The sequence below is a fragment of the Leptospira stimsonii genome (assembly GCF_003545885.1).
Classification (GTDB): Bacteria; Spirochaetota; Leptospiria; order Leptospirales; family Leptospiraceae; genus Leptospira; species Leptospira stimsonii.
Window position 1 is genome coordinate 49,569 of record NZ_QHCT01000009.1, and the last position, 19,131, is coordinate 68,699.

Annotated in this window: 21 protein-coding genes and 1 pseudogene; 9 read left to right on the forward strand and 13 right to left on the reverse strand. The window is 42.3% G+C overall.

What is annotated here, in order from left to right:
* Nucleotide 1: 1 nt before the first annotated feature.
* The gene (locus DLM75_RS21250; protein WP_118970515.1) at nt 2-991 is read right to left on the reverse strand and encodes a zinc-dependent alcohol dehydrogenase family protein; all 990 of its coding nucleotides are present in this window, start codon (nt 989-991) and stop codon (nt 2-4) included.
* 98 nt (nt 992-1,089) lie between these two features.
* Here DLM75_RS21250 and DLM75_RS21255 point away from each other — a divergent pair, with 98 nt between their 5' ends.
* Nucleotides 1,090-1,983: a LysR family transcriptional regulator gene (locus tag DLM75_RS21255; protein WP_158586501.1), complete on the forward strand. Its 894-nt coding sequence runs from the start codon at nt 1,090-1,092 to the stop codon at nt 1,981-1,983.
* Nucleotides 1,984-1,985: 2 nt separating this feature from the next.
* Here the strand turns inward: DLM75_RS21255 and DLM75_RS21260 are convergent, their stop codons facing one another.
* Both DLM75_RS21260 and DLM75_RS21265 read right to left on the reverse strand, forming a co-directional pair.
* On the reverse strand, nt 1,986-2,606 hold the full coding sequence (locus DLM75_RS21260; RefSeq protein ID WP_118970517.1) for a hypothetical protein: 621 nt from the start codon (nt 2,604-2,606) through the stop codon (nt 1,986-1,988).
* A 176-nt stretch (nt 2,607-2,782) separates the two neighbouring features.
* Entirely contained in the window at nt 2,783-3,391 is a 609-nt protein-coding gene (locus tag DLM75_RS21265; RefSeq protein WP_118970564.1) for a hypothetical protein, read from the reverse strand.
* A 435-nt stretch (nt 3,392-3,826) separates the two neighbouring features.
* On the opposite strand from DLM75_RS21265, the gene DLM75_RS21270 reads away from it, so the two are divergent.
* Together DLM75_RS21270 and DLM75_RS21275 are read left to right on the forward strand one after the other, a co-directional pair.
* A complete protein-coding gene (locus tag DLM75_RS21270) occupies nt 3,827-4,240 on the forward strand; it encodes a tetratricopeptide repeat protein (protein ID WP_429945554.1) in 414 nt (137 codons plus the stop codon).
* A gap of 56 nt (nt 4,241-4,296) precedes the next feature.
* Nucleotides 4,297-4,518 carry a hypothetical protein gene (locus DLM75_RS21275; RefSeq protein ID WP_118970565.1) on the forward strand — a complete coding sequence of 74 codons (222 nt, stop codon included), beginning with the start codon at nt 4,297-4,299 and terminating at the stop codon, nt 4,516-4,518.
* Between the two features lie 322 nt (nt 4,519-4,840).
* Here the strand turns inward: DLM75_RS21275 and DLM75_RS21280 are convergent, their stop codons facing one another.
* From DLM75_RS21280 to leuC, 4 genes are all read right to left on the reverse strand, one after another.
* Nucleotides 4,841-5,746 carry a DMT family transporter gene (locus DLM75_RS21280; protein WP_118970519.1) on the reverse strand — a complete coding sequence of 302 codons (906 nt, stop codon included), beginning with the start codon at nt 5,744-5,746 and terminating at the stop codon, nt 4,841-4,843.
* Between the two features lie 129 nt (nt 5,747-5,875).
* On the reverse strand, nt 5,876-6,889 hold the full coding sequence (lpxD, locus tag DLM75_RS21285) for a UDP-3-O-(3-hydroxymyristoyl)glucosamine N-acyltransferase (protein ID WP_118970566.1): 1,014 nt from the start codon (nt 6,887-6,889) through the stop codon (nt 5,876-5,878).
* A gap of 332 nt (nt 6,890-7,221) precedes the next feature.
* The gene (gene leuD, locus DLM75_RS21290) at nt 7,222-7,815 is read right to left on the reverse strand and encodes a 3-isopropylmalate dehydratase small subunit (RefSeq protein WP_118970520.1); all 594 of its coding nucleotides are present in this window, start codon (nt 7,813-7,815) and stop codon (nt 7,222-7,224) included.
* Nucleotides 7,812-9,224, reverse strand: a complete 1,413-nt coding sequence (gene leuC, locus DLM75_RS21295; protein WP_118970521.1) for a 3-isopropylmalate dehydratase large subunit — start codon at nt 9,222-9,224, stop codon at nt 7,812-7,814. The genes leuD and leuC overlap by 4 nt, the downstream gene beginning before the upstream one ends.
* 97 nt (nt 9,225-9,321) lie before the next feature.
* Here leuC and DLM75_RS21300 point away from each other — a divergent pair, with 97 nt between their 5' ends.
* The gene (locus DLM75_RS21300) at nt 9,322-10,215 is read left to right on the forward strand and encodes a LysR family transcriptional regulator (protein WP_118970522.1); all 894 of its coding nucleotides are present in this window, start codon (nt 9,322-9,324) and stop codon (nt 10,213-10,215) included.
* A 288-nt stretch (nt 10,216-10,503) separates the two neighbouring features.
* On the opposite strand, the gene DLM75_RS21305 is transcribed toward DLM75_RS21300, so the two are convergent.
* Nucleotides 10,504-11,367: an LIC13305 family lipoprotein gene (locus DLM75_RS21305; protein WP_118970523.1), complete on the reverse strand. Its 864-nt coding sequence runs from the start codon at nt 11,365-11,367 to the stop codon at nt 10,504-10,506.
* Between the two features lie 96 nt (nt 11,368-11,463).
* On the opposite strand from DLM75_RS21305, the gene DLM75_RS21310 reads away from it, so the two are divergent.
* Nucleotides 11,464-12,114, forward strand: coding sequence for a zinc finger Ran-binding domain-containing protein (locus DLM75_RS21310; protein WP_147456679.1), 651 nt, complete (start codon nt 11,464-11,466; stop codon nt 12,112-12,114).
* Nucleotides 12,115-12,261: 147 nt separating this feature from the next.
* Here DLM75_RS21310 and DLM75_RS21315 read toward each other — a convergent pair whose 3' ends face one another.
* A complete protein-coding gene (locus DLM75_RS21315) occupies nt 12,262-12,711 on the reverse strand; it encodes an acyl-CoA thioesterase (RefSeq protein ID WP_118970525.1) in 450 nt (149 codons plus the stop codon).
* 277 nt (nt 12,712-12,988) lie between these two features.
* Here DLM75_RS21315 and DLM75_RS21320 point away from each other — a divergent pair, with 277 nt between their 5' ends.
* Complete coding sequence (locus DLM75_RS21320; protein WP_118970526.1) at nt 12,989-13,579, forward strand: TetR/AcrR family transcriptional regulator; 591 nt, start codon at nt 12,989-12,991, stop codon at nt 13,577-13,579.
* Here DLM75_RS21320 and DLM75_RS21325 read toward each other — a convergent pair whose 3' ends face one another.
* Nucleotides 13,580-14,041, reverse strand: coding sequence for a GNAT family N-acetyltransferase (locus tag DLM75_RS21325; protein WP_118970527.1), 462 nt, complete (start codon nt 14,039-14,041; stop codon nt 13,580-13,582).
* Between the two features lie 254 nt (nt 14,042-14,295).
* Here DLM75_RS21325 and DLM75_RS21335 point away from each other — a divergent pair, with 254 nt between their 5' ends.
* On the forward strand, nt 14,296-14,727 hold the full coding sequence (locus DLM75_RS21335; protein WP_118970529.1) for a DUF1801 domain-containing protein: 432 nt from the start codon (nt 14,296-14,298) through the stop codon (nt 14,725-14,727).
* A gap of 89 nt (nt 14,728-14,816) precedes the next feature.
* Here the strand turns inward: DLM75_RS21335 and DLM75_RS21340 are convergent, their stop codons facing one another.
* A complete protein-coding gene (locus DLM75_RS21340) occupies nt 14,817-15,911 on the reverse strand; it encodes a fatty acid desaturase (protein WP_118970530.1) in 1,095 nt (364 codons plus the stop codon).
* Between the two features lie 161 nt (nt 15,912-16,072).
* On the reverse strand, nt 16,073-16,648 hold the full coding sequence (locus tag DLM75_RS21345) for a GNAT family N-acetyltransferase (protein WP_118970531.1): 576 nt from the start codon (nt 16,646-16,648) through the stop codon (nt 16,073-16,075).
* A 36-nt stretch (nt 16,649-16,684) separates the two neighbouring features.
* Between DLM75_RS21345 and DLM75_RS24565 the strand changes: the two are divergent.
* Both DLM75_RS24565 and rbp read left to right on the forward strand, forming a co-directional pair.
* Nucleotides 16,685-16,864 (forward strand): annotated as a pseudogene (locus DLM75_RS24565) (hypothetical protein); the annotation flags it as partial.
* A gap of 33 nt (nt 16,865-16,897) precedes the next feature.
* Nucleotides 16,898-17,158: an RNA-binding regulator gene (rbp, locus tag DLM75_RS21350; protein ID WP_069606220.1), complete on the forward strand. Its 261-nt coding sequence runs from the start codon at nt 16,898-16,900 to the stop codon at nt 17,156-17,158.
* 92 nt (nt 17,159-17,250) lie between these two features.
* Here the strand turns inward: rbp and DLM75_RS21355 are convergent, their stop codons facing one another.
* Nucleotides 17,251-19,092: a nuclear transport factor 2 family protein gene (locus DLM75_RS21355; RefSeq protein WP_158586502.1), complete on the reverse strand. Its 1,842-nt coding sequence runs from the start codon at nt 19,090-19,092 to the stop codon at nt 17,251-17,253.
* Between the last annotated feature and the right edge of the window lie 39 nt (nt 19,093-19,131).

Genomic DNA, 19,131 nt, shown 5'->3' on the forward strand with positions numbered 1-19,131 from the left:
TTCAATCGATGACAACCGCGATCTTTCCGAAACTTCTTCCCTCTTCCAATTTTTTATGAGCCTCTCCGATTTTTCTCCAAGAAAAAATTTCCGGGTCCACGACCGGTTTCAGAATCTCTGCCTCCGCAAGTCTGGAAATTTCTTTCAAAATCAATCCGTGTTTTTCTCTTCCTTCATTGTGCAAAAGAGGAATCAACATAAAGACGACCGCTAAGTCCAAACTTTTCGAATGCGCCTTCCCTAAGTCGAATGTTCCAGAGGCGTTGATTGTAATCGCTTTTCCCTTTCTCTTTACCATTGCGATCGCCGTTTCAAAACCGCTTCCTCCACCCGTGTCCAAAGCAAGATCGAAATCGGAAGAACCGAACTGCTCGAGAGCTCTTTTTTGAATCTCAGATTCCGATCTTCCGCTCACAGCCTCCGCGCCGAGTTTTAAGACGAGTTCCCGTTTCACCGGTTCCGTTACTGTCGCAAAAACTCTCGCTCCGGCCCAACGGGCAAGTTGCACCGCGATATGACCGACACCCCCTGCTCCACCGGTAATCAAAATCTTATTTCCAGCTTGGAGATTCCCTTTTTCGAAAAGACCTTCCCAAGCCGTGATGGAAACCAGAGGCAGAACCGCCGATTCCACAAAGTTCAGATTTTTCGGTTTTAGGGCGATCAATCGTTCATCCGCGAGAATGTATTCCGCCAAAGCGCCCCCGGTTCCTACAAGACCTCCCACACAGCCGAAGACCTCGTCTCCCTTTTTCCAAGCGGAAACGTTATCCGCAACCTCCTCGACGATTCCGGAAACGTCCCCGTGAAGAACCGCAGGAAACGCCGGCGCAATCGGAGGTCCGAACTTTCGAATTTTATAATCCACCGGATTGACGCTCGTGGCCTTGACTTTGATAAGAACATGACCCGGAAGAAGTTTCGGTTTCGCAACCTCCCCTTCCTCAAAAACTTCTGGGCCGCCGAAACGACGGATGATCATCGCTTTCATAAAAACATTCTCCTTTCTCTTTTGGGAAGATTCTAACCCGGATTCATTCTTTCTACAATGGCTTGAATTTGAAAGAGATTCTTTCTAAAATGGAAAGAATGAATATCGAAAGTATTTTGGATCTCGAGTTGTTCGAAGCGGTTTGTGCGGAGGGGAATTTTGCAAAGGCGGCGAGAAGAACCGGGGCCTCGCTTCCAACGATCAGTAAAAGAATCTCGAGGCTGGAAAGAGTGCTCAAAGTCACACTCTTTGAAAGAACGACAAGAACGATTCGACTCACGGATGCAGGAAATCGATTCAGACTTCGAAACGAGAAAATTCTTTCCGAACTTCGAACGGCGGAAAAGGAAGCCGCTTTCGAAAAAGAACTCAAGGGAAAAATAAGAATCACCGCACCCGCTCCGTTTGCGACTCGAGTCTTACCGAACATGATCGCGAACTTTCAAAATCAACACCCGGAGATCCAATTGGAAGTGGTATTCGGAAACGAAAAATTCAATCTGATCGAAGATCGTTTCGATCTGGGAATTCGAATCATGAAACCGATTCGGGGAGAACGTTGTAAAATTCTTTTACCCAATCGGATCGTCGCAGTCGCCTCTCCGAGCTATCTAGAAAAAGTAGGAACTCCTTCCCGTCTTTCCGATTTGGAAAATCATTCCATTCTTTTCGTCGACGAACAAGCCAATGTAAGAATTCCCGAGTTGAAAAAAAAGATCTCCGAAATATCGGGAGAAAGAGGCATCCGATCCAACAACGGATCCTTCCTCGTGGAATACGTGGCACGGGGAGGATCCGGAATTCTTTTTCGATCTTTTTGGGACGTAGAAGAACAAGTCGAAACTGGAAAACTAAAGAGGATCTTTACAAATCTCCATTGGAAGGCCGAAACATCGGTTTGTCTTTTATTTCCTTCCGGAGAAAAAGCTCCGAAACGAATTCTTCGCTTCTCCGAATTTCTGGAATCACAGTTTCGTTCCGAGACTCTTTAAGTCTATTGTGGAAGAAATCTTGATAAAACGGATTCCGGCAATAAAGAAGCCGCCGCGAAAATTCCGAAAATCAATGCGAGAATTGCAAGACCCAAGGCTGGAAAAAAACCAAGCGGCTCGCTTCCTCTTTCGATCAAATAGATCGGAGTATCCAGAACATAACCCATGTCCTTATAAATTTTTTCGGACTCGCTATCCAAGGATGTATCGTTGAACCTTCCCTCGATCGCGAATTCGGGAGAAGAAAAATAGGTCCCGTTATCCAATTCTTCCTGAGTCACGGCGCTGTCTTTCACGATCACCTTCACGTGTTTCGATCCGGCTTGATCGAGAGTGGCGACAGGATACGTAATGTGTTGGAGTCGGTCTTTTTTAGTGGAGATCACGTAGTTATTGGCGGGAACCACACCGTCTTTGATCTTGATATATCTCGGAATCCGATCCGCAGGTGTGGAAACGAATTCCACAAAAGTAAATTCCGTTTTATGATCTTTTGCGGAATGAAACTTCATATCCGGAACGGCAATTCCGAAAATGACGAAGGCGCTCAGACCGACGCCGCCAATTCGATATAGAATCGAAAACCGATTTAAAAATTGAACCACCTTCAGCGCAAGATTCATTCTATTCTCCTAATATTCTTGAATGTTTTTGCAAAGGATAAAGAAAACTCGAAATCCGGTCGAATTCTTTTTAAACCGAAATTCAATTCCCTTAAAATAAAAAAGAATCGAGACTTACAGAAGACCCGATTCTGATTCTAAACTATTCGAAAGAGATTCGAAAGGCGACGATTTGATTAAACGGCGATTCCTTCAAAAAAAGTAAGGATATTGGAATCTTCGTTCTCTAAATGGTCCAACGCTTGTTCGATGACGGACTCGAGATAATAGGCGTAATTCTTATAACCTTTGAGAAACGTTTTCGTCTCTTCGACACGATCCGAAGGAAGTTTATCCTGAACGATCAACTGAAAAAGAGCGAGAATCCCAAATGCGGATTTGAGAGGATCCGGCGTCGCGGCGATTTTTAAAATCTCGTCCGCGTCTACTTCTTTAAAGGAAGGAAGCAAGTCCGTGATCAATTCCAAGGCTCCGATCGGAATCTGACGGTCCAATGATTTTACGTAATTGATGATGGCCCGATACGCGCGACTATCTCCGACCCTGGAAAGAATCTGAACCACTCCGGAAAGAAGCCTCTTATGATAACCCCAGGAAAGTCTTCCGGAATCCGCATCCCTCATCACCTGGTACAAAAAACTCCACACAAACTTATCGTTTTCGATCGCCTTATCCGCGAGCTCGGTGAGCCATTCGTCGAACGCCGGGTTTTCCATTTCTTTCGAAAGAAACTCTTCCAATTCGGTTGGATTTCTTGTTTCAGGCATGTGGCTTTTTTTGCGCATAGGCTCACGATTATCCACTAGAGAAGATTCCTTTTCCATTCTTTTTCTTGGAAAATAGACGGATTATATAAAAAAACTAAAACAGAAATGAGGAGAGAATTTCTGTTTCCGCTCAGGCAAACAAAATCGGAAAAAAAATTCGAATTCTAATACATTCTTAACATCTCTTTGCAATCGCTAACGCGAAAATGAAACAGGACCCTTGCAATTCTTCTCGGATCTTGCATTCTAATCAGTAAGATGAAACCGAACACAAAGAGGATTTCTTTTACGATTCTTCTTCTCGCTTTTCTCGAAGAACCCTTGTTCTCCGAAGAATCCGAAAGCCGATTCGTTTATTTTGAAGAATCTTCGGAAGAAACCAAAGCTCAAAAACAAAAGACGGAGAATTCGATTCGTAAAGAAACGAAAGCTCCCTCAAAAATTCAGTATTCCGTGGAACAAAAAGAAGAGAAGGCATTTTCTTCGGAAGAGAACTTCGCAAAATCCGAGATCCTTAAAATCGAGGAAGAATGGAACCGGTATTCTCCGGAGAATCTGAAACAACTCGCGACAAAACTTAGCACGTTAGGCGCAATCAAGCAGAAATTTCGGGATTACAAAACCGCAATCAGTTTCTACGATCAATCGTTGTCGATCCAAGATCGACTAGGAGAAAAAGAAAGTAAGGAATATGCGCTTACGTTGTATTTGAAATCGATTGCGGAATTTAGAATCGGAAAGACATGTCAGGCGGTGACCAGTATCCAGTCCGTAATCGAGATCTATCGTTTTTTGGGGGATATGGATTCCGCGATCCAGGCGGAAGATTCTTTGAAAAAATATTCCGGTTTCTGCTTGGAAAAATAAAAACGCTTTGACACGAGGCGAGTTACACTCGAAAGGTAGGGATGGCTCGCTTCGTTATGAATCCCCTCTCCACACAAATCTTTCAGGATATCTATCACGCTTCTCAATCAGGAAGAATGATCACAATGGGGGATCTGGAAGTAAACACTGCAAAATCCGCGCATCAATTGAGACCTCATTTGGAAGATCTCAAAGAATCCAGCCTCGTCGTCGAACATCCGGAAGGTTTTGAAATCGCACCTTCCGGAAATCATTACTATCAGAGTCGTTGGGGTTAAGTGCAATCGCTTCGAAGACAGGGATCATATTAAATTAAGTTTTCCTAATTTAAATTTTTTGAAACGATTTCATTCCAAAGATTCCCGATTCTTATCTTAAACAAAAAAGATTCAAGTTGGAATTTCTTTCCTGAACCCAAAAATCCTGCACTTTCTATTTTCGAAGAGGAAATGGGGGATGACTTTCAAACAACGTGCATTCCACAATCGGGATCGATTCGTTTCTCCGGGCAAAAAACCGCCTAAAAAGTGGAAAGAATTCACCTTTTTATTTTTGTTCCTTGCTATTTATAAGAATATCTCGCGGCAGAGAAACCGGTTCTCAAGACTCGATCTTTTTTTCTTCCGGCTTACTTCGGTTTAAAAGAAAAACGGCGAGAACCGCAAACGAACCTCCGACTATGGTCGTGTAACTCGGAATTTCGCCCAAGAAAATCCAACTCCCCAGAAGCGCCGTAACCGGAACGAGAAAGATAAAAGAACTCGCGACCCTAGAACCCAACTTCGAAGAGGCAAAAAAATAAACGGTCGTTCCGAACGTAGTCGATATCACGGCAAGATAAAGAATTTGAATCCAAAATCCGGCACTTGCCGAAAGTGCCTTTGTAACTCCGTAGGGAATTGCGAGAAAAAAATCAAGAACCGTTCCGATCGAAAATACATAAAAGCTATAGACTAAAGGAGAAATGGTCTGACCCGTGCTATGACTATTCATACTCAAGAACGCCCAGCTAAACGCGCAAAGGAGAAAGAAAATATTTCCCGATTGAAATAGAGAATTCCAATTCAAATTCCAAATCTGAAGAAGGATACAACCCCCCACAAGTCCCAGAACCAGACCGACCGCTTCCCTACCCGCCGGCAATTTTCTTTGAAACGAATGAACGAGAACGTAAGTAAAAATTGGATTCATCGTAGTCACGAGCACTCCGCCCGCTCCGGCCAGTCCGTTATTCAGTCCCAGAAAAAAGAACTGGTTGTAGACCGTATAAAGGATTCCACCGATGCCCACTTGTAAAAAAATTCGATAACTCGGTAAACGAAAGGATTCCTTTCTCCAGAGAACGACGGGAAACAAGGAAACCGCGGTGGCTAAGAATCTCCAGAAAATAATTACGTTTGGATGTTGATCGGCAACGATTAATTTCGCGGAAGGCCAAGCGAAACCCCAAGAAACCATGGAGATCACCAATAAGAAATAGAATTTTGTGCTAGTGGCGGATTGCATAAAGGAGTAGCCCCTTTTACCAATCTCGGAAATTGAAAATCAGATACAATCCTAACTTCTGTATTCTTCGATTTAACGAAAACGAGCTTCCGATTCAAGAAGATGGTTTTTGTTAAAGGAAAAGTTGCATCAGCCTTTGTTTCGAGTTCGATATTCTTTCACGAGCTCGGGTAACTTCGACATGGAAGAATGAATTCGATGCATCTCTAACGCGGGTTTGGCGGGAATTCCGAAATACGCTACTTTTTCGGTGCTGTCTTCGGTGAGTCCGGACATTCCCATCAGAATCGAACCCTTCCTCATAGTGATTCCCTCCGCGACAGCGGCTTGTCCGCCCATGATGACTCCGTCTTCCAGTGTGACGGAGCCGGCAAGAACGGTTCCACCGGCTATATACACGTAGTTTCCAACTCTACAGTTGTGAGCGATATGAACATGATCGTCGAATTTTGTGTGGTTCCCGACCGAAGTTGTTTCAATCGTCGCGCGATCTACGGTGCAACAAGCGCCCATCTCGACGTAATCTCCGATAACAGAAATTCCAATTTGAGGAACCTTATAACGAACGCCGGCCTTATCATAAAAACCGAAACCATCGGCGCCGATCACGGTGTTCGGATGAATTAGATTTTGTTTTCCTAATATACAATTGTAGGCGACGATCACCCCTGATTTAAGAATCGTTCCCTCGCCGATCTTCACGCCGCTTTCGATGACAACGTTGGGAAAAATTTGACATCCATCTCCGATCTCTGCATTCTCTTGAATCACCGCAAAATCCATGATCGTAACGTTCTTCCCGATCTTTGCACTCGGATGAATACTTGCCTTCTCGGAAATCGAAGATGCAAACTTCGGTTTTTTCTCATAAAGAGAAAGTAACTCGATAAATTTTAATCTCGCTTCTCCCTCGGGGACAATCAAGGCGGAAGGAAATTCCGAGGCTAAGGGGGCAATCGTCAACGCCATCTGAACCTGCTTTGCTTTTGGGTTCGAGCTGAGATATTTCTTCGCTTCGAAATAATATATTTTATCCGCTTGAACAGGAGAATGATTTTCGATATCGCCGACGCCGATGATTTCCTGCTCGCCGTTTCCTTTTAATTCCAACCCGAGGGTTTTCGCTAAATCTTTGGCTTTCATGATAATCAAATTTTTATAATCCAAAAAAAGGACTCAACTCGTTTTTTTCGATTTATCAATTTGATAGAAGTAGATTCGATATTATAGAAAAATAAAAGAGTTTCCACTTACTCAAAGAATGCTTTTATAAAATGACATATCACTCCTCTTTCACAAACCGGACAGTGTTCACTATTGCAAAACATAGAGCTTGAAAAGCAAAGTAAGACCTCTCTTTTCAAAACAGGTTCTCTTTCTTTTACAAAAATAGAGTACGATTTTTTTCTTTTCCGATTGAGATAGCGTAAGAATCCTTCCGCATCCGATAAAAAATGCGAAAGGTTCCTGAATTTCTAAAAGAGAGAAGATTCAAATTCTTCAATTTTTGGTAAGAATTTCATGGTAAGATCGATGTCGTCCCAGCCGTTTTTGATTCTTTCCGTTAAAGATTCAGAAAGTTTAAAGTTATATTTTATTACTCCGGCAACGAGGACTAACGTTTCTAAATCGACCTCAATTTCCGCACCTTCCTTTCCCTCTACGTAAGCCAAGATCTCTTCCACTTCCTTAAGGGACAATTTGATCAGAGCGATTCCATTCTTTGCGCAATTTCCGAAGAATATATCCGCAAAAGACGGTGCGATGATCGCACGAAATCCAAAATCGGATAAAGCCCACGGCGCGTGTTCTCTGCTGGATCCGCACCCGAAATTCTCACCCGAGATCAAAACAGAAGCGTTTCGGTATCTCATTTCATTGAATACGAAAGCTGGATTTTCCATTTCTCCGTGTTCGTCCAAGTATCTCCAATTATGGAAAAGATGTTTGCCGAATCCCGTACGTTCTACCTTCTTCATAAATTGTTTTGGTAGAATCTGATCCGTATCGATATCTTTTCTATAAAGCGGAACCGCAATTCCCTTGTGTCGTTTCCATGAATGACTCATCTTTTTTCCTCCGTTAATTCTGAGATAGTTCCGAATCTACCCAAGATAGCCGCGACGACAGCGCTTTCAGGACTGACGAGGTGGGTTCTTCCTCCTCTTCCTTGCCTTCCTTCAAAATTCCGATTGGAAGTAGAAGCGGACCGTTCTCCCGGTTTCAGAAAATCGTCATTCATGCCAAGACACATTGAACAACCCGGTAATCTCCATTCAAAACCCGCATCCATAAGAATACGATCCAACCCTTCCGCTTCCGCCTGACGTTTCACTCTCCCAGATCCGGGAACTACGATCGCCTGCACGTTAACCGAAACCTTCTTTCCTCTTGCAACTTGAGCCGCCCTTCTGATGTCTTCTATGCGTGCGTTCGTACAAGATCCGATAAATACTTTATCTACTCCGACTGAACGCATCGATTGTCCCGAATACAAACCCATATATTCCAAGGATCTGCGCGCGGCAGTCTTGGCTTCCTGATCTGGAAAAGAATCCAGATTGGGAACCGAAGATGTCACCGGGACGACCTGCCCCGGATTGGTTCCCCAGGTAACCATCGGAGAAACATCGCTTGCATTCAAGTCAATCGTTTTATCGAAAACCGCGTTTGAATCCGATTTTAAAGTTTTCCAATATTCTACTTTTTTTATATACTCTGCTCCCTTCGGAGCATAATCTCTTCCCTTCAAATATTCGAACGTGGTCTCATCCGGCGCAATCATACCGGCTCGCGCCCCGGCCTCGATACAAAGATTACAGAGGGTCATCCTCCCTTCCATGGAAAGTCCGCGAACCGCTTCGCCGGAATATTCAATAACGTATCCTTGACCTCCGTTCGTACCGATCTTTCCGATCAGAAAAAGCGCTACGTCCTTTGCTGTGACATCCGCTGGAAATTTCCCTTCTATACGAACCAAAAGATTCTTTGATTTTTTTAAACGAATCGTCTGCGTTGCCAAGACGTGTTCGATCTCGCTCGTTCCAATACCGAGAGCAAACGCTCCGAATGCGCCGTGCGTGGAAGTATGCGAATCTCCGCATGCAATGACTGTTCCGGGTAACGTAAGTCCCATCTCTGGACCGACCACATGAACGATTCCTTGATCGGGATGATTTATATCCAAAAGCTCGATATCGAAATCCATACAATTTTCGGAAAGAAGTTCCATTTGTTTTTTTGAAATGGGTCCCGCACCGTCCCATTCCCGATTTCTCGTTGAAACGTTATGATCCATGATCGCAAGAGTTTTTTCTCTCTTCCGAACCGTTCTTCCCTTTTCCCTAAGAGCCGTAAATGCCTGCGGCGAAGTGACTTCGTGCAAAAGATGCCTGTCGACGTAAAGAATATCCTCCTCCCCGTCTTTTGCGACAACTCTTGCGTCCCAAATTTTATCATACAATGTTTTTCCAGCCATAACTGCCTCCGATAAAAACGATAGCAGAAACAAATGCATAATGCAAATAAATAGGATTGATTGACATTATAACTAAAAGTTATACATTGATTATGGAATGGAATTCAGACAGATAAGATACTTCTTGGAAATTCGAGACGCAGGAACATTTCAAAAAGCCGCGTCAAAACTGGGACTGACACAACCGGCGCTTTCACGCCAAATTTTTCTTTTAGAAAAAGAATTAGGCTCTCTCGTCTTCGAACGAGGCCCGAGGCAAATCAGACTGACTCACGAAGGAGAAATATTCCTGACCTACGCGGTGAGGATGAAAGAATTGTGGGACGAATTAAGATCCGGAATGAAAGAACCAGGCAAAGAACTCTCCGGAGAATTTTCGATTTCCGCAGGAGGCACCGTTTCTGCATGGATTCTTCCTGAGATTCTAAAAAAAATAAAAAAGGATCATCCCGATCTGGTTCTTTCGGTAAGAGAAGGAGATTCTTTGGAAACAAAAGAGGCGATTTTATTAAACGAAGTGGATTTGGGTATTCTTACCGGTCCTGTCGACGAGCACGGACTCATTTCCAGGGAATTTCTTTCGGATAGAATTGTTCCCGTTGCACCCAAAAACCATCCCATCTTTCAAAAGAAAAAACAAACTCTCAAGGACATCAAAGAGGAATCTTTTGTATTCTTTCATCCTGCATCCGCAATTCGAAAAGCAGTCGAGAAAAAAATACGATCTTTAGGCAAAGAGTTTCGACCTAAAATCGGAATGGAACTCAGAAGTGTGGAATCGGTAATCAAAAGTGTAGAGGCAGGTCTTGGAATCGGATTTTTATCCGAATACAGCCTTTCCTCCAAACTAAGAATGATTCCGATCCAAGAACTTATAGCCGAAAGAAAATTCTTTCTTTGTCATAAGAAATCCATTCGGCCCGGTTTGTCCCAATTGGCGGAAGAATTGGTCCGTGAAAGTCGAGAACGATTCGGCTCCCTTATCGAATAAATTTATTTTAGAATTATAGAATATTCTTATACACTAGAATCGATTCTTCTTTAATTTAATTCGGATATATTTTCTAAATTGTCAGTTCATTTTAATATATTTGTACTAACCCAAGGACCCATCTCTTAAAAACCGATTTCGGATTTCAATCTTAATCCTCGTCTTCCATACACGGAACGGAACGAATTCGTCACAAACGGATTGTCAAGACTTCATTTCTTATGTGATTCGATAGGGAACGAAGATTCAGTTTCGACTGCAATGATAAAAGTGAGAAACGAAAGCCTTTCATGGACAAAAAGTCATCTCTAACTGATTTTTCCAATATGTTCCCTCTGTTTTAGGGAAAGGCCAAAATCGTTTCATATCCGAAATCATCAATCTAACTTTCGCCCCTACTACCGGGTCCGTTTGACAAATTTGCATTAGAGATTCATAATTTGATTGAGGACCCATCAGTCCGGAACTTACTTCCGCATAATCCTCGGCAACATTGGAGGTTGCGTACATTGTGACAAATCCGGGAACCGGATTGTTAAACTGAAGCAAAGCCGGAGAAGCCCAATCCACGTTTGTTGCATAGCCGACCGAATTGAGCGCTACCCAATCAGAATGAACGTCCATCAATAAACCACGCAATGCAAAATCAAAGTTATGAGTCATCTCGTGATGGATGGACCGAACTAGATAATTGTCCAAAGTCCCATCCGCAATTCCAGAATTTACATTCAAATAAATTCTGTTGGCAAAAGGATCCATTGTTCCTCCAATAGCCATACCGCCGACGGATAAATTCGAGCAAAGTATCACCCGCTCTACCTTTGCCTTAATCCAATAACCACGTGGATATTTTGCTATTTGAGCCCGCAAAAGGATCGAATAATGATCCACATCTTCTTGTGCATACGTTGTATTGCAGGTAATCGAGCCGGACATTTCCGTATGAGTAACGATCTCCACGTCACGATCATAATTCTCCGCTCGGTCCGGTTGGATGAGCAATAAGAATGGAAGTAAATCTTCTAACTCACTCTTCTTCTGGTTACAGCCAGAACCTATCAGAAAAACGAGCGCTAAGGTAAGAATCTTTTGAATCATATCTAAAGAAAACAGATATGGATTTGCAAATTGACCGCAGATGATAACTTGCATTTATTATTTTCAAAGGGGGAGAATTCCCGAAGTCCTTCCAGAAAAGATCTTGCGCGTGTCATACGAACGTTAAAATGGATTCTCAAAATAAACCGGATGAAATGGATCTGCCATCACTGCGAATACAAAAATCCAATCGACTTACAAAACTGTGCACAATGCGGAAATAGAAAAGGACCCAACGTGAAAACGATCGACTCCGCCAGTTCTATTTTTCAAAAATTTGGAAAGTTAGGCACCATTGGTTGGATTTTTATCATTCTATCCGGATTAGGGGCGATCATTCTCGCTCCGATTTTACTGATCAACGCGATTTCCAAAGTAGAAGGTTTTGCAAGTTTTCTCCTGCTAATCGGTGGTTTTTTCGGCGCCCGATCCTCTGCGAAGTCTCAATTCGGTCCGCCGGCGAACGCAATCTTTATCGTTTTCTTTTCTTTGATGGGCGTCGCAATCGATCAGCCGGGGAACTACCTTTACAATCTCCCATTACAATTGGTCTGTCAGGATGGGACAAGGCCAGTGAGGACGGTCCAAGTAAGTCATCCTCTTCCGGAAAGAACGGATATGACTCAGGTTTTTACTTGTTCCACTTCCGATGGAAAAGAAAAAACTCAAATCCCATTGCCGAAAATCTTAGGAATCCGCTTTTTAGAATACTTGATCCTTGGTGGAATTCTTCTTACATTCCATAAATGGAATATTCTAAGAAATAATAAAAGAATCGTTACGGGCGAGGAAAGAAAGTAATCCGAATCGGCTCGATCCTTTCCCAACCCTGATCGAAATCGGCATAAAACAAGCGAATCGTTTTTAAACAATTCCGAAAAGAAATCGTTTCGAATTAGCTATATATCAATTCCAACTAAAAAACGGAACGGATTCTTTTTGAAATGTTCAAACCGAATGGCTTGCCAGCTTACTCGCCTCTTCCTCCGATACTTTATAAGGACGCATTCTATTTAAATCCATAAACAAACCGTAAAATTTAGCGGAACAAATGAGCGCGCCGTCGGATTCCCGATAAAGATCTTGAATGACAAGAACTCGACTCCCCTTCTGAGCTTCAAATCGTGTTGAAAGTTTTACGATTTCTGGATATTTAAGCTCCGCCTTGTATTCCAATTCGGCTTTCAAAATCACCGGACCGATCCGACGACTCCGGAGATCGTTCATATCCAATCCCGATTCTTCGAATGCCGCTCTACGAGCCTCGTCAAAATAACTCTGATAGATTCCGTTATTGACGTGTCCGTTTTCATCCAAATCCACCCATCTGACCTTTAATGTATGAGTAAAAAGTTTGATCTGCGTTTCGTGACCTTTTTCTTTTTCCAGGGTATCCATAAAAACTCCTCAGGTAGACCGATTGTTCTATCTCTAATTATCCTATAAAATGGTAGACAATTTTGTCTACCATTTTATAGTTTCTCCTGATACAATAAATTTTTATTTTAGACGAGATTTCTCTAAGCGAAATTTTCAGTGGGAATTCCGTTCCCAAGAATCAAAGAATCCTCTTCCAGACGAGGAACAGCACAAACCTTTCTGCAAAGAAACGATCTTGAAAGCTTTTTGATTCTCACTTCGAAGCGAAAATGAATTTCGAGAATATAAGGAAACAATGATAAACCCTCTGGTAAAATCGGATCAGGCAAAGGATCGAATTCTAAAATCCGCCGTTAAACTCTTCTATGAAAGAGGTTATACAAACACGGGAATCAACGAAATATTAAGCGACGCCGGCGCTTTTAAAAAAAGTTTATACCGTTACTTCCCTTCTAAAAAAGATCTCGGATTAAGTTATGTGGAATTTCAAGAAGAGGAAATCCTGGGATTGGCGGAATTAATGATGAGAAAATATCCGAAGTATGCGGATTTTGTTCCGGCCTGGGTTCGATTTTTAAAAAGAGGATTGAAGACTACCTATCGTTTCGGATGCCCGCTCGCCAATTTTTCAAATCAAACACACGATGAACCCGAATTGAGAAAAAGGGTGCTCGAATCACTGGATCGTTGGAACAAAAGTTTCGGCGTCTATTTCCAACAAACCGTCTGGAAGAAAAAGAAAAATTTAGATTCTAAAACCGCGATTGAATATTCGGAAAAGGTTTTATTTCTTTATCAAGGTGCCATGCAACTCTACGGGTTGACCGGTAACAAGAAATTCATAGATCGCCTTGAAACGGAATTACTCAAGCTGGAAGAATCCTAATCAGAGATCCAAGCTGAGTCGAATCATATCCGTGCACCGGATTCCATTTTCATAGATCGGTTCCGCATAGTGTTTTAAGAAAAAATCCCGATCGATACCTGAAATTCTAAATCCACATTTTTGATAGAGCGCCAATTGGGAAAGACTCGAATTCCCGGTTCCGATCTCCAGTACTTTCATTTTCAACTCCTTCGCTTTTGAAATCGCGTGAAGGACCAAGCTTTTGCCGATTCCCTTTCCTTGAAATCTCTCTTCGACCGCTACGTTGACCAACTCCATCGTTTCCGGTCGAGTGTAAATCAATACGTAAATTCCAACCGTTTCCGTTTTCGAGCGGGCTACATAACAAATTCCTCGTTTCAAATATTCATTCACGAGTTCTATAGAAGGATCGGCGGAAAGCAGGAGTTCTAAGGGAAGCTCCGTACTGTTCGGATCGATTTTTGTGATTTCAAGATTCATATTGGTTCGTAAGGAAATGGATTCAAGTTGTCTTCTATAGGACTAAAATCAATTGATTTCGGATTCCTAAATTCCAAAAGAACCGTTTTTTATCTTTTAAAAACGATCCGGAATACATCCTTGAAAAAAAGAAAGAAGCAATAACCAATGGAAGAATCTTAGTGAATTCTATCGGAAATAAAAAATTCTTTGGTTCGCCCTCGGTTCCGGAGAGTTTTCGGTTTCGAACCACGTAGATCGCAAAACAAAACCAGATGTCCCAAAACTTTAAAAATCCACTCGTCGCGGAAGTCTTCCGGAATTATCCCAAGGAGATTCGAGAACGATTATTGAGTATAAGAGAATTGATCTTCAAAATCGCAAAAACGACCGAAGGGGTTGGAGATCTGGAAGAAACCTTAAAATGGGGACAACCCAGTTATCTGACTCCGCATACGAAAAGCGGAAGTACGATCCGGATCGATCGGATCTCATCGATGGAAAATACCTACGCTCTTTTTTTTCATTGTCAGACCAATCTTGTCGAAACGTTCCGCGAACTTTTTCCGAAAAAGATCAAATTGGAAGGGAATCGTTGTATTCTACTGAACATAAAGGATCCGATTCCCACAAAAGAGCTGAGTGTTTGTATTTCGATAGCTCTCACTTATCATCTCGACAAAAAGAAAAAAGATCACCGACGATAAAACGAAGAAGGCGATCTTTTCCTATTCGATACATCCGAACTTCCCGAAATTTCACTCTCGAGGAAGTTCGAAATAAACAAATTGAGAAATTATGCGGGACTTACTTCCAATTCCTCGTTTTCTATAGAATTGCGAGCTTCCTTGTAAGTCATCCACTTTCCAGTTTCCGAATCGATCACCTTACAGCGAGAAGTCGATTTGAAATAATCACCGAAGATCGTATCTCTTTCCTGAACATTCTCCCCATAGACCGCCTTGATTTCTTCCAGGGCGCGATTAAGATTGTAAAAAGGAATTTTCATATGAACGTGGTGCGGCATGTGAATGAAAATATTGTGAAAGAAGAAGTTCATGATCGGATTGATATGATAATTGATCGTTCCTTTCATTTGTCCGTAATAAGGAGTCCATTCGTCCTTCGTCTTCCAAGGAATTTCGGAATGAATGTGATGCACATAGACGGTGATTCCCATAAAATAGTTCCAAGCGATAAAAGGAACCAAACAAACCTTTGTAAACATCCAAAATCCGGCTCCGGCGTCAAAAACGCCTTCCGTCGCCGATCCACCGAAATAAAACACCAAACCGGAAGAAAGAAAAGCGAAAGAAAGCATGATCCATTTATCTCTTCCGGCTTCTTTCATCGGCGCCGTAAAAAGGACCATTCCCTTTAACCACACTTCGATCATGTAGTAAAAACCGCCTCCCCAAGCCGACCAGAAAAATCGATGCATCATTTTTTTGAATATTCCAAATTTAGAATATTCTTCCGCAGTGGCAGGGTGCCATACGAAATCCCCGCCTCTTTTGATCGTGTGTCCGTGATGGATTCTATTGTGACCGTAGGCCCACTGATTGTAAGCGTGTAAAGACGGCAACATCGCGATCTGACCGATCCAATAACGAAGATATTTATTCTTAAAAAGTGCTTCGTGCGCGCAGTCATGCCCGACTACAAACAACGCGGCGATCGTCATACCCGCAAAAAACCATAGAAACGGAAGAAGATACCAGGTATTCACATTCCAGAGAAGGACTACGACGAGCCCGAAAAAAAACAAATCTCTGAAGAAGTAGCCAATCCCTTTGTAGGCAGGATTGTCAAAGGTCGCATCCGAGAGAGTTTCTCGAACGGCTCCGAGAGTTTCTCTCGGGTTGGATGAAGAGTTATTTTTCACTTCCATAACGTTCTCCTTAATGAACGGCGTTAGCTTACTAATGAACAACGTTAGTTAATAGTGTACGTTTTGGCAAGAAAAAAAATCACCGGGAGAGAAAAAAGAATTCGATTTGAATCCGGAAATGGGACTGAAAGAGTTTTGAGCGTTTCGGTAAATCCGGATTCTTACCCAAAGTCAGGACGTCTCGTCGATTTCCGTTCGATATCTGGCCATTCCGATCCGGAGATTTTGTAGAGGACGTGTTTGCAGAGAATGTGGTCTTTCGGAAGATTTGGGTGAGAGAAGAATCCGATCTCCTTCAAACCAATGCGTTCCATGACGGAACGGGACTTTTCATTGAGGACGGAGGTAAAAGAAACGATTTCCGGTAGTTTCAGCGTAGAAAATCCGTATCGAAGACAGGCGTTGGCGGCTTCCGTCGCATAACCATAGTTCCAAAAGGAAGAATGCAATCTCCAGCCGATCTCGACAGCGGGTGTAAAAAAGGAAGAAAAACCGACGTTCATAAAACCGGTAAAACCGATAAATTCTCGATTCCGCTTTGTTTCTAAAACCCAAAGTCCATATCCGAACTTTTGAAAGTGATTTTCAACTTTCGCGATGATTCGGTCGGATTCTTCCCTCGTAAGAATCGAAGGAAAGTATTTCATCACAAGCGGATCGGAACACATTTCCGCAAATGGAATACGATCTCTTTCCTCCCATTCCCTCAAAATCAACCGTTCCGACTCGAATTTCATTCGTGAATCCCCTAACAAATATTAAAGTTTAAGAAATTAGTATTGCCAAAGAAAATTCTGCCGATAGTATGGACAAAGAATTCCAGTTATTCAATCGATTTTCTAACTTCTGAACGTAGTCCTATCTTAAAGTTTGCTCTTCTTTTTAAGTCCTGCATCTCTAAAATTTTTCTACCTCCCAACATACCGGGAAATGCTGTTTTTAAATCAAGATAACTTGATCTAATTCATAACGACACGAGGAAAAATATGTCTGTTAACATTTATGTAGGAAACCTGTCTTACGACATCACTGAAGGAAAGTTAAACGAACTTTTCGGAGCACACGGAGCAGTTAATTCTGTTAAGATCATAACCGATCAGTATTCCGGAAAATCAAAAGGTTTCGCTTTCGTTGAAATGCCGAATAAAGACGAAGCTGACAAAGCTATCAAAGATCTGGACGGAAAAAACGTTCTTGCACGTAACTTAAAAGTAAACGTTGCAAAACCGAAAAACGACAGATTCTAATTTAGAAATTTATAATTTTTAAATATCTTTTAAGCCGTCTTGCGGGGTGAAAACCTCCAAGGCGGCTTTTTTATTCGATTTGAATCGATCGATTATTTTAAAAACCATTCCTTGACTTTTTTGACTGCGTTCGTCGTATAAGGCTCTTGATCGTAAAAGTCGAATTGTGTCGCTTTTTCTACCCAGACGATTTCTTTTTCGCCGCTTAAATTCTTGTAAAAACGTTCGGCTCCTTTCGGAATCGCGGCTTCCTTACTATGAATCAAAAGAATCGGAGTTTTGATTTTTTTTGCATCCGGAATCGGATCAAACTCCAACCAATCTCTCCAAGCCATTACGGCAAATTGGTTTCCCCATTCTCGAATTTTTCCCCTCTTTTCGTTGAGATAGTAATCGAACGGACCGAACATCGCCGCGGTTGGATCCGTTGCGCTTACGGAGGGAACGTATTCTACTTTGTTGGATTGTTTGTACAATTTTTCCGCTCGGTCGCTTTGTTCCTTTAATTTTTTGATGCCTTCCGCACCTCCGTAGACGAGTTCGGTCAGCTCCTTATCGTGAAGCCAAGGCGCTACAAATGCAACTCTCCTCAGTTTTAATCCTCTCGCCAACGCCTCGCCTACATATCCGGAACTCGCACAGATTGCCAATCCGTTCACAGAATTGATATATGATAACGTTTGCATATACTGAGCGGCATTTTTTATATCTTGTATTTTTAGCTCTGGCTTTTCATAATTCCGCGGTTCTCCCTCACTTTCTCCGTAATTTCTAAAATCAAACGTAAGCGCGACAAATCCTTCTTCGGCAAGTTTGCGAGCATACAAATCGGACATTTGTTCCTTTACTGTCGTCCAACTTCCGGTTACGATCACTCCAACGTATTTTTTTCTTTCATCGAAATCGACCGGCAGATGAATTTTTCCAACAAGTTTCAATCCTTGGCTCGGAAATTCTACCTTACGAGTTCCGCTTTCCACAGAGAAGCTTTCTTGTAATTTTTTTCCGAACGCTTTCTCTAAGATCTCCGGATCGAAATATTCCGTGAATTTCTCGATTTTTCCATTCTTCCACTCGAATATTCCGACGTAGTTGTTATTGTATTCTCCGCCGGCTTTCAAAGATATCGTTCCGGAATAGGAAACGATCACCTTGTTTTCTTTTTCGGTGGGGAATATTTTATAAGGGAATTTCATCGAATTAAAATTATCCGGAAGACCAGAGTATTGATTTTTGATCATCGAAATTCCGACGAGTTCTTTCGGAAAGTTAGACGGGGAAAGTGGCATTCTTTGGACTCCGGCTTGACTCCAAACAGTTAAGAATTCCGGAATATTTTTATTTTCTAATGAACGAAAAAACTTTGATACAATCTGTTCAGACTCGACTGAGACTGGGTGAGAAGGGTATTTTTTACGATTCTTTACGTTTTCTATCGCAGATGATCCGAGATTCCGATTCCCACTTTGGTGTTCCAAATTGAATTTCATGGAATGAATCGTCCAATTTCGATTTTCCGTTTTCCTCAATTTGAATTCATAAGTTCCGGTAACGACCCATTCCGATCCGCCCGTTTCCACGGGAAGATAGTGTAATGCAATCCCGGAAAATTTGACGATCGCTTCATTCCCTTTTTTTTCTACTTGGAAGTTCCCGACTTGATGATGTGTGCTATAGAATCCCGGAAGAAAGTTTTTCCAAGAGTCGATCACTTTGTTCGCGCTGATTTCCGCGGGCTGACCGCCGGCGAGCGAAGTGTAATCAAGATAAATTTTTTCCGCGAATACGGATTTGAGTTTTTCCCAATCTCTTTGATCGGCGCTCTTGAAAACGGTTTCTACCGCTGATTGAATTTGGAGCTTGTCCGCATTTTCATTTCCGCAAGCAACGATCAACGCGCCTATAAAAAAAACGATTCGTTTGGTAAGTTTCATAGTATCCTCTTTGTGGTTAAGGATACGCGAGATTCGACT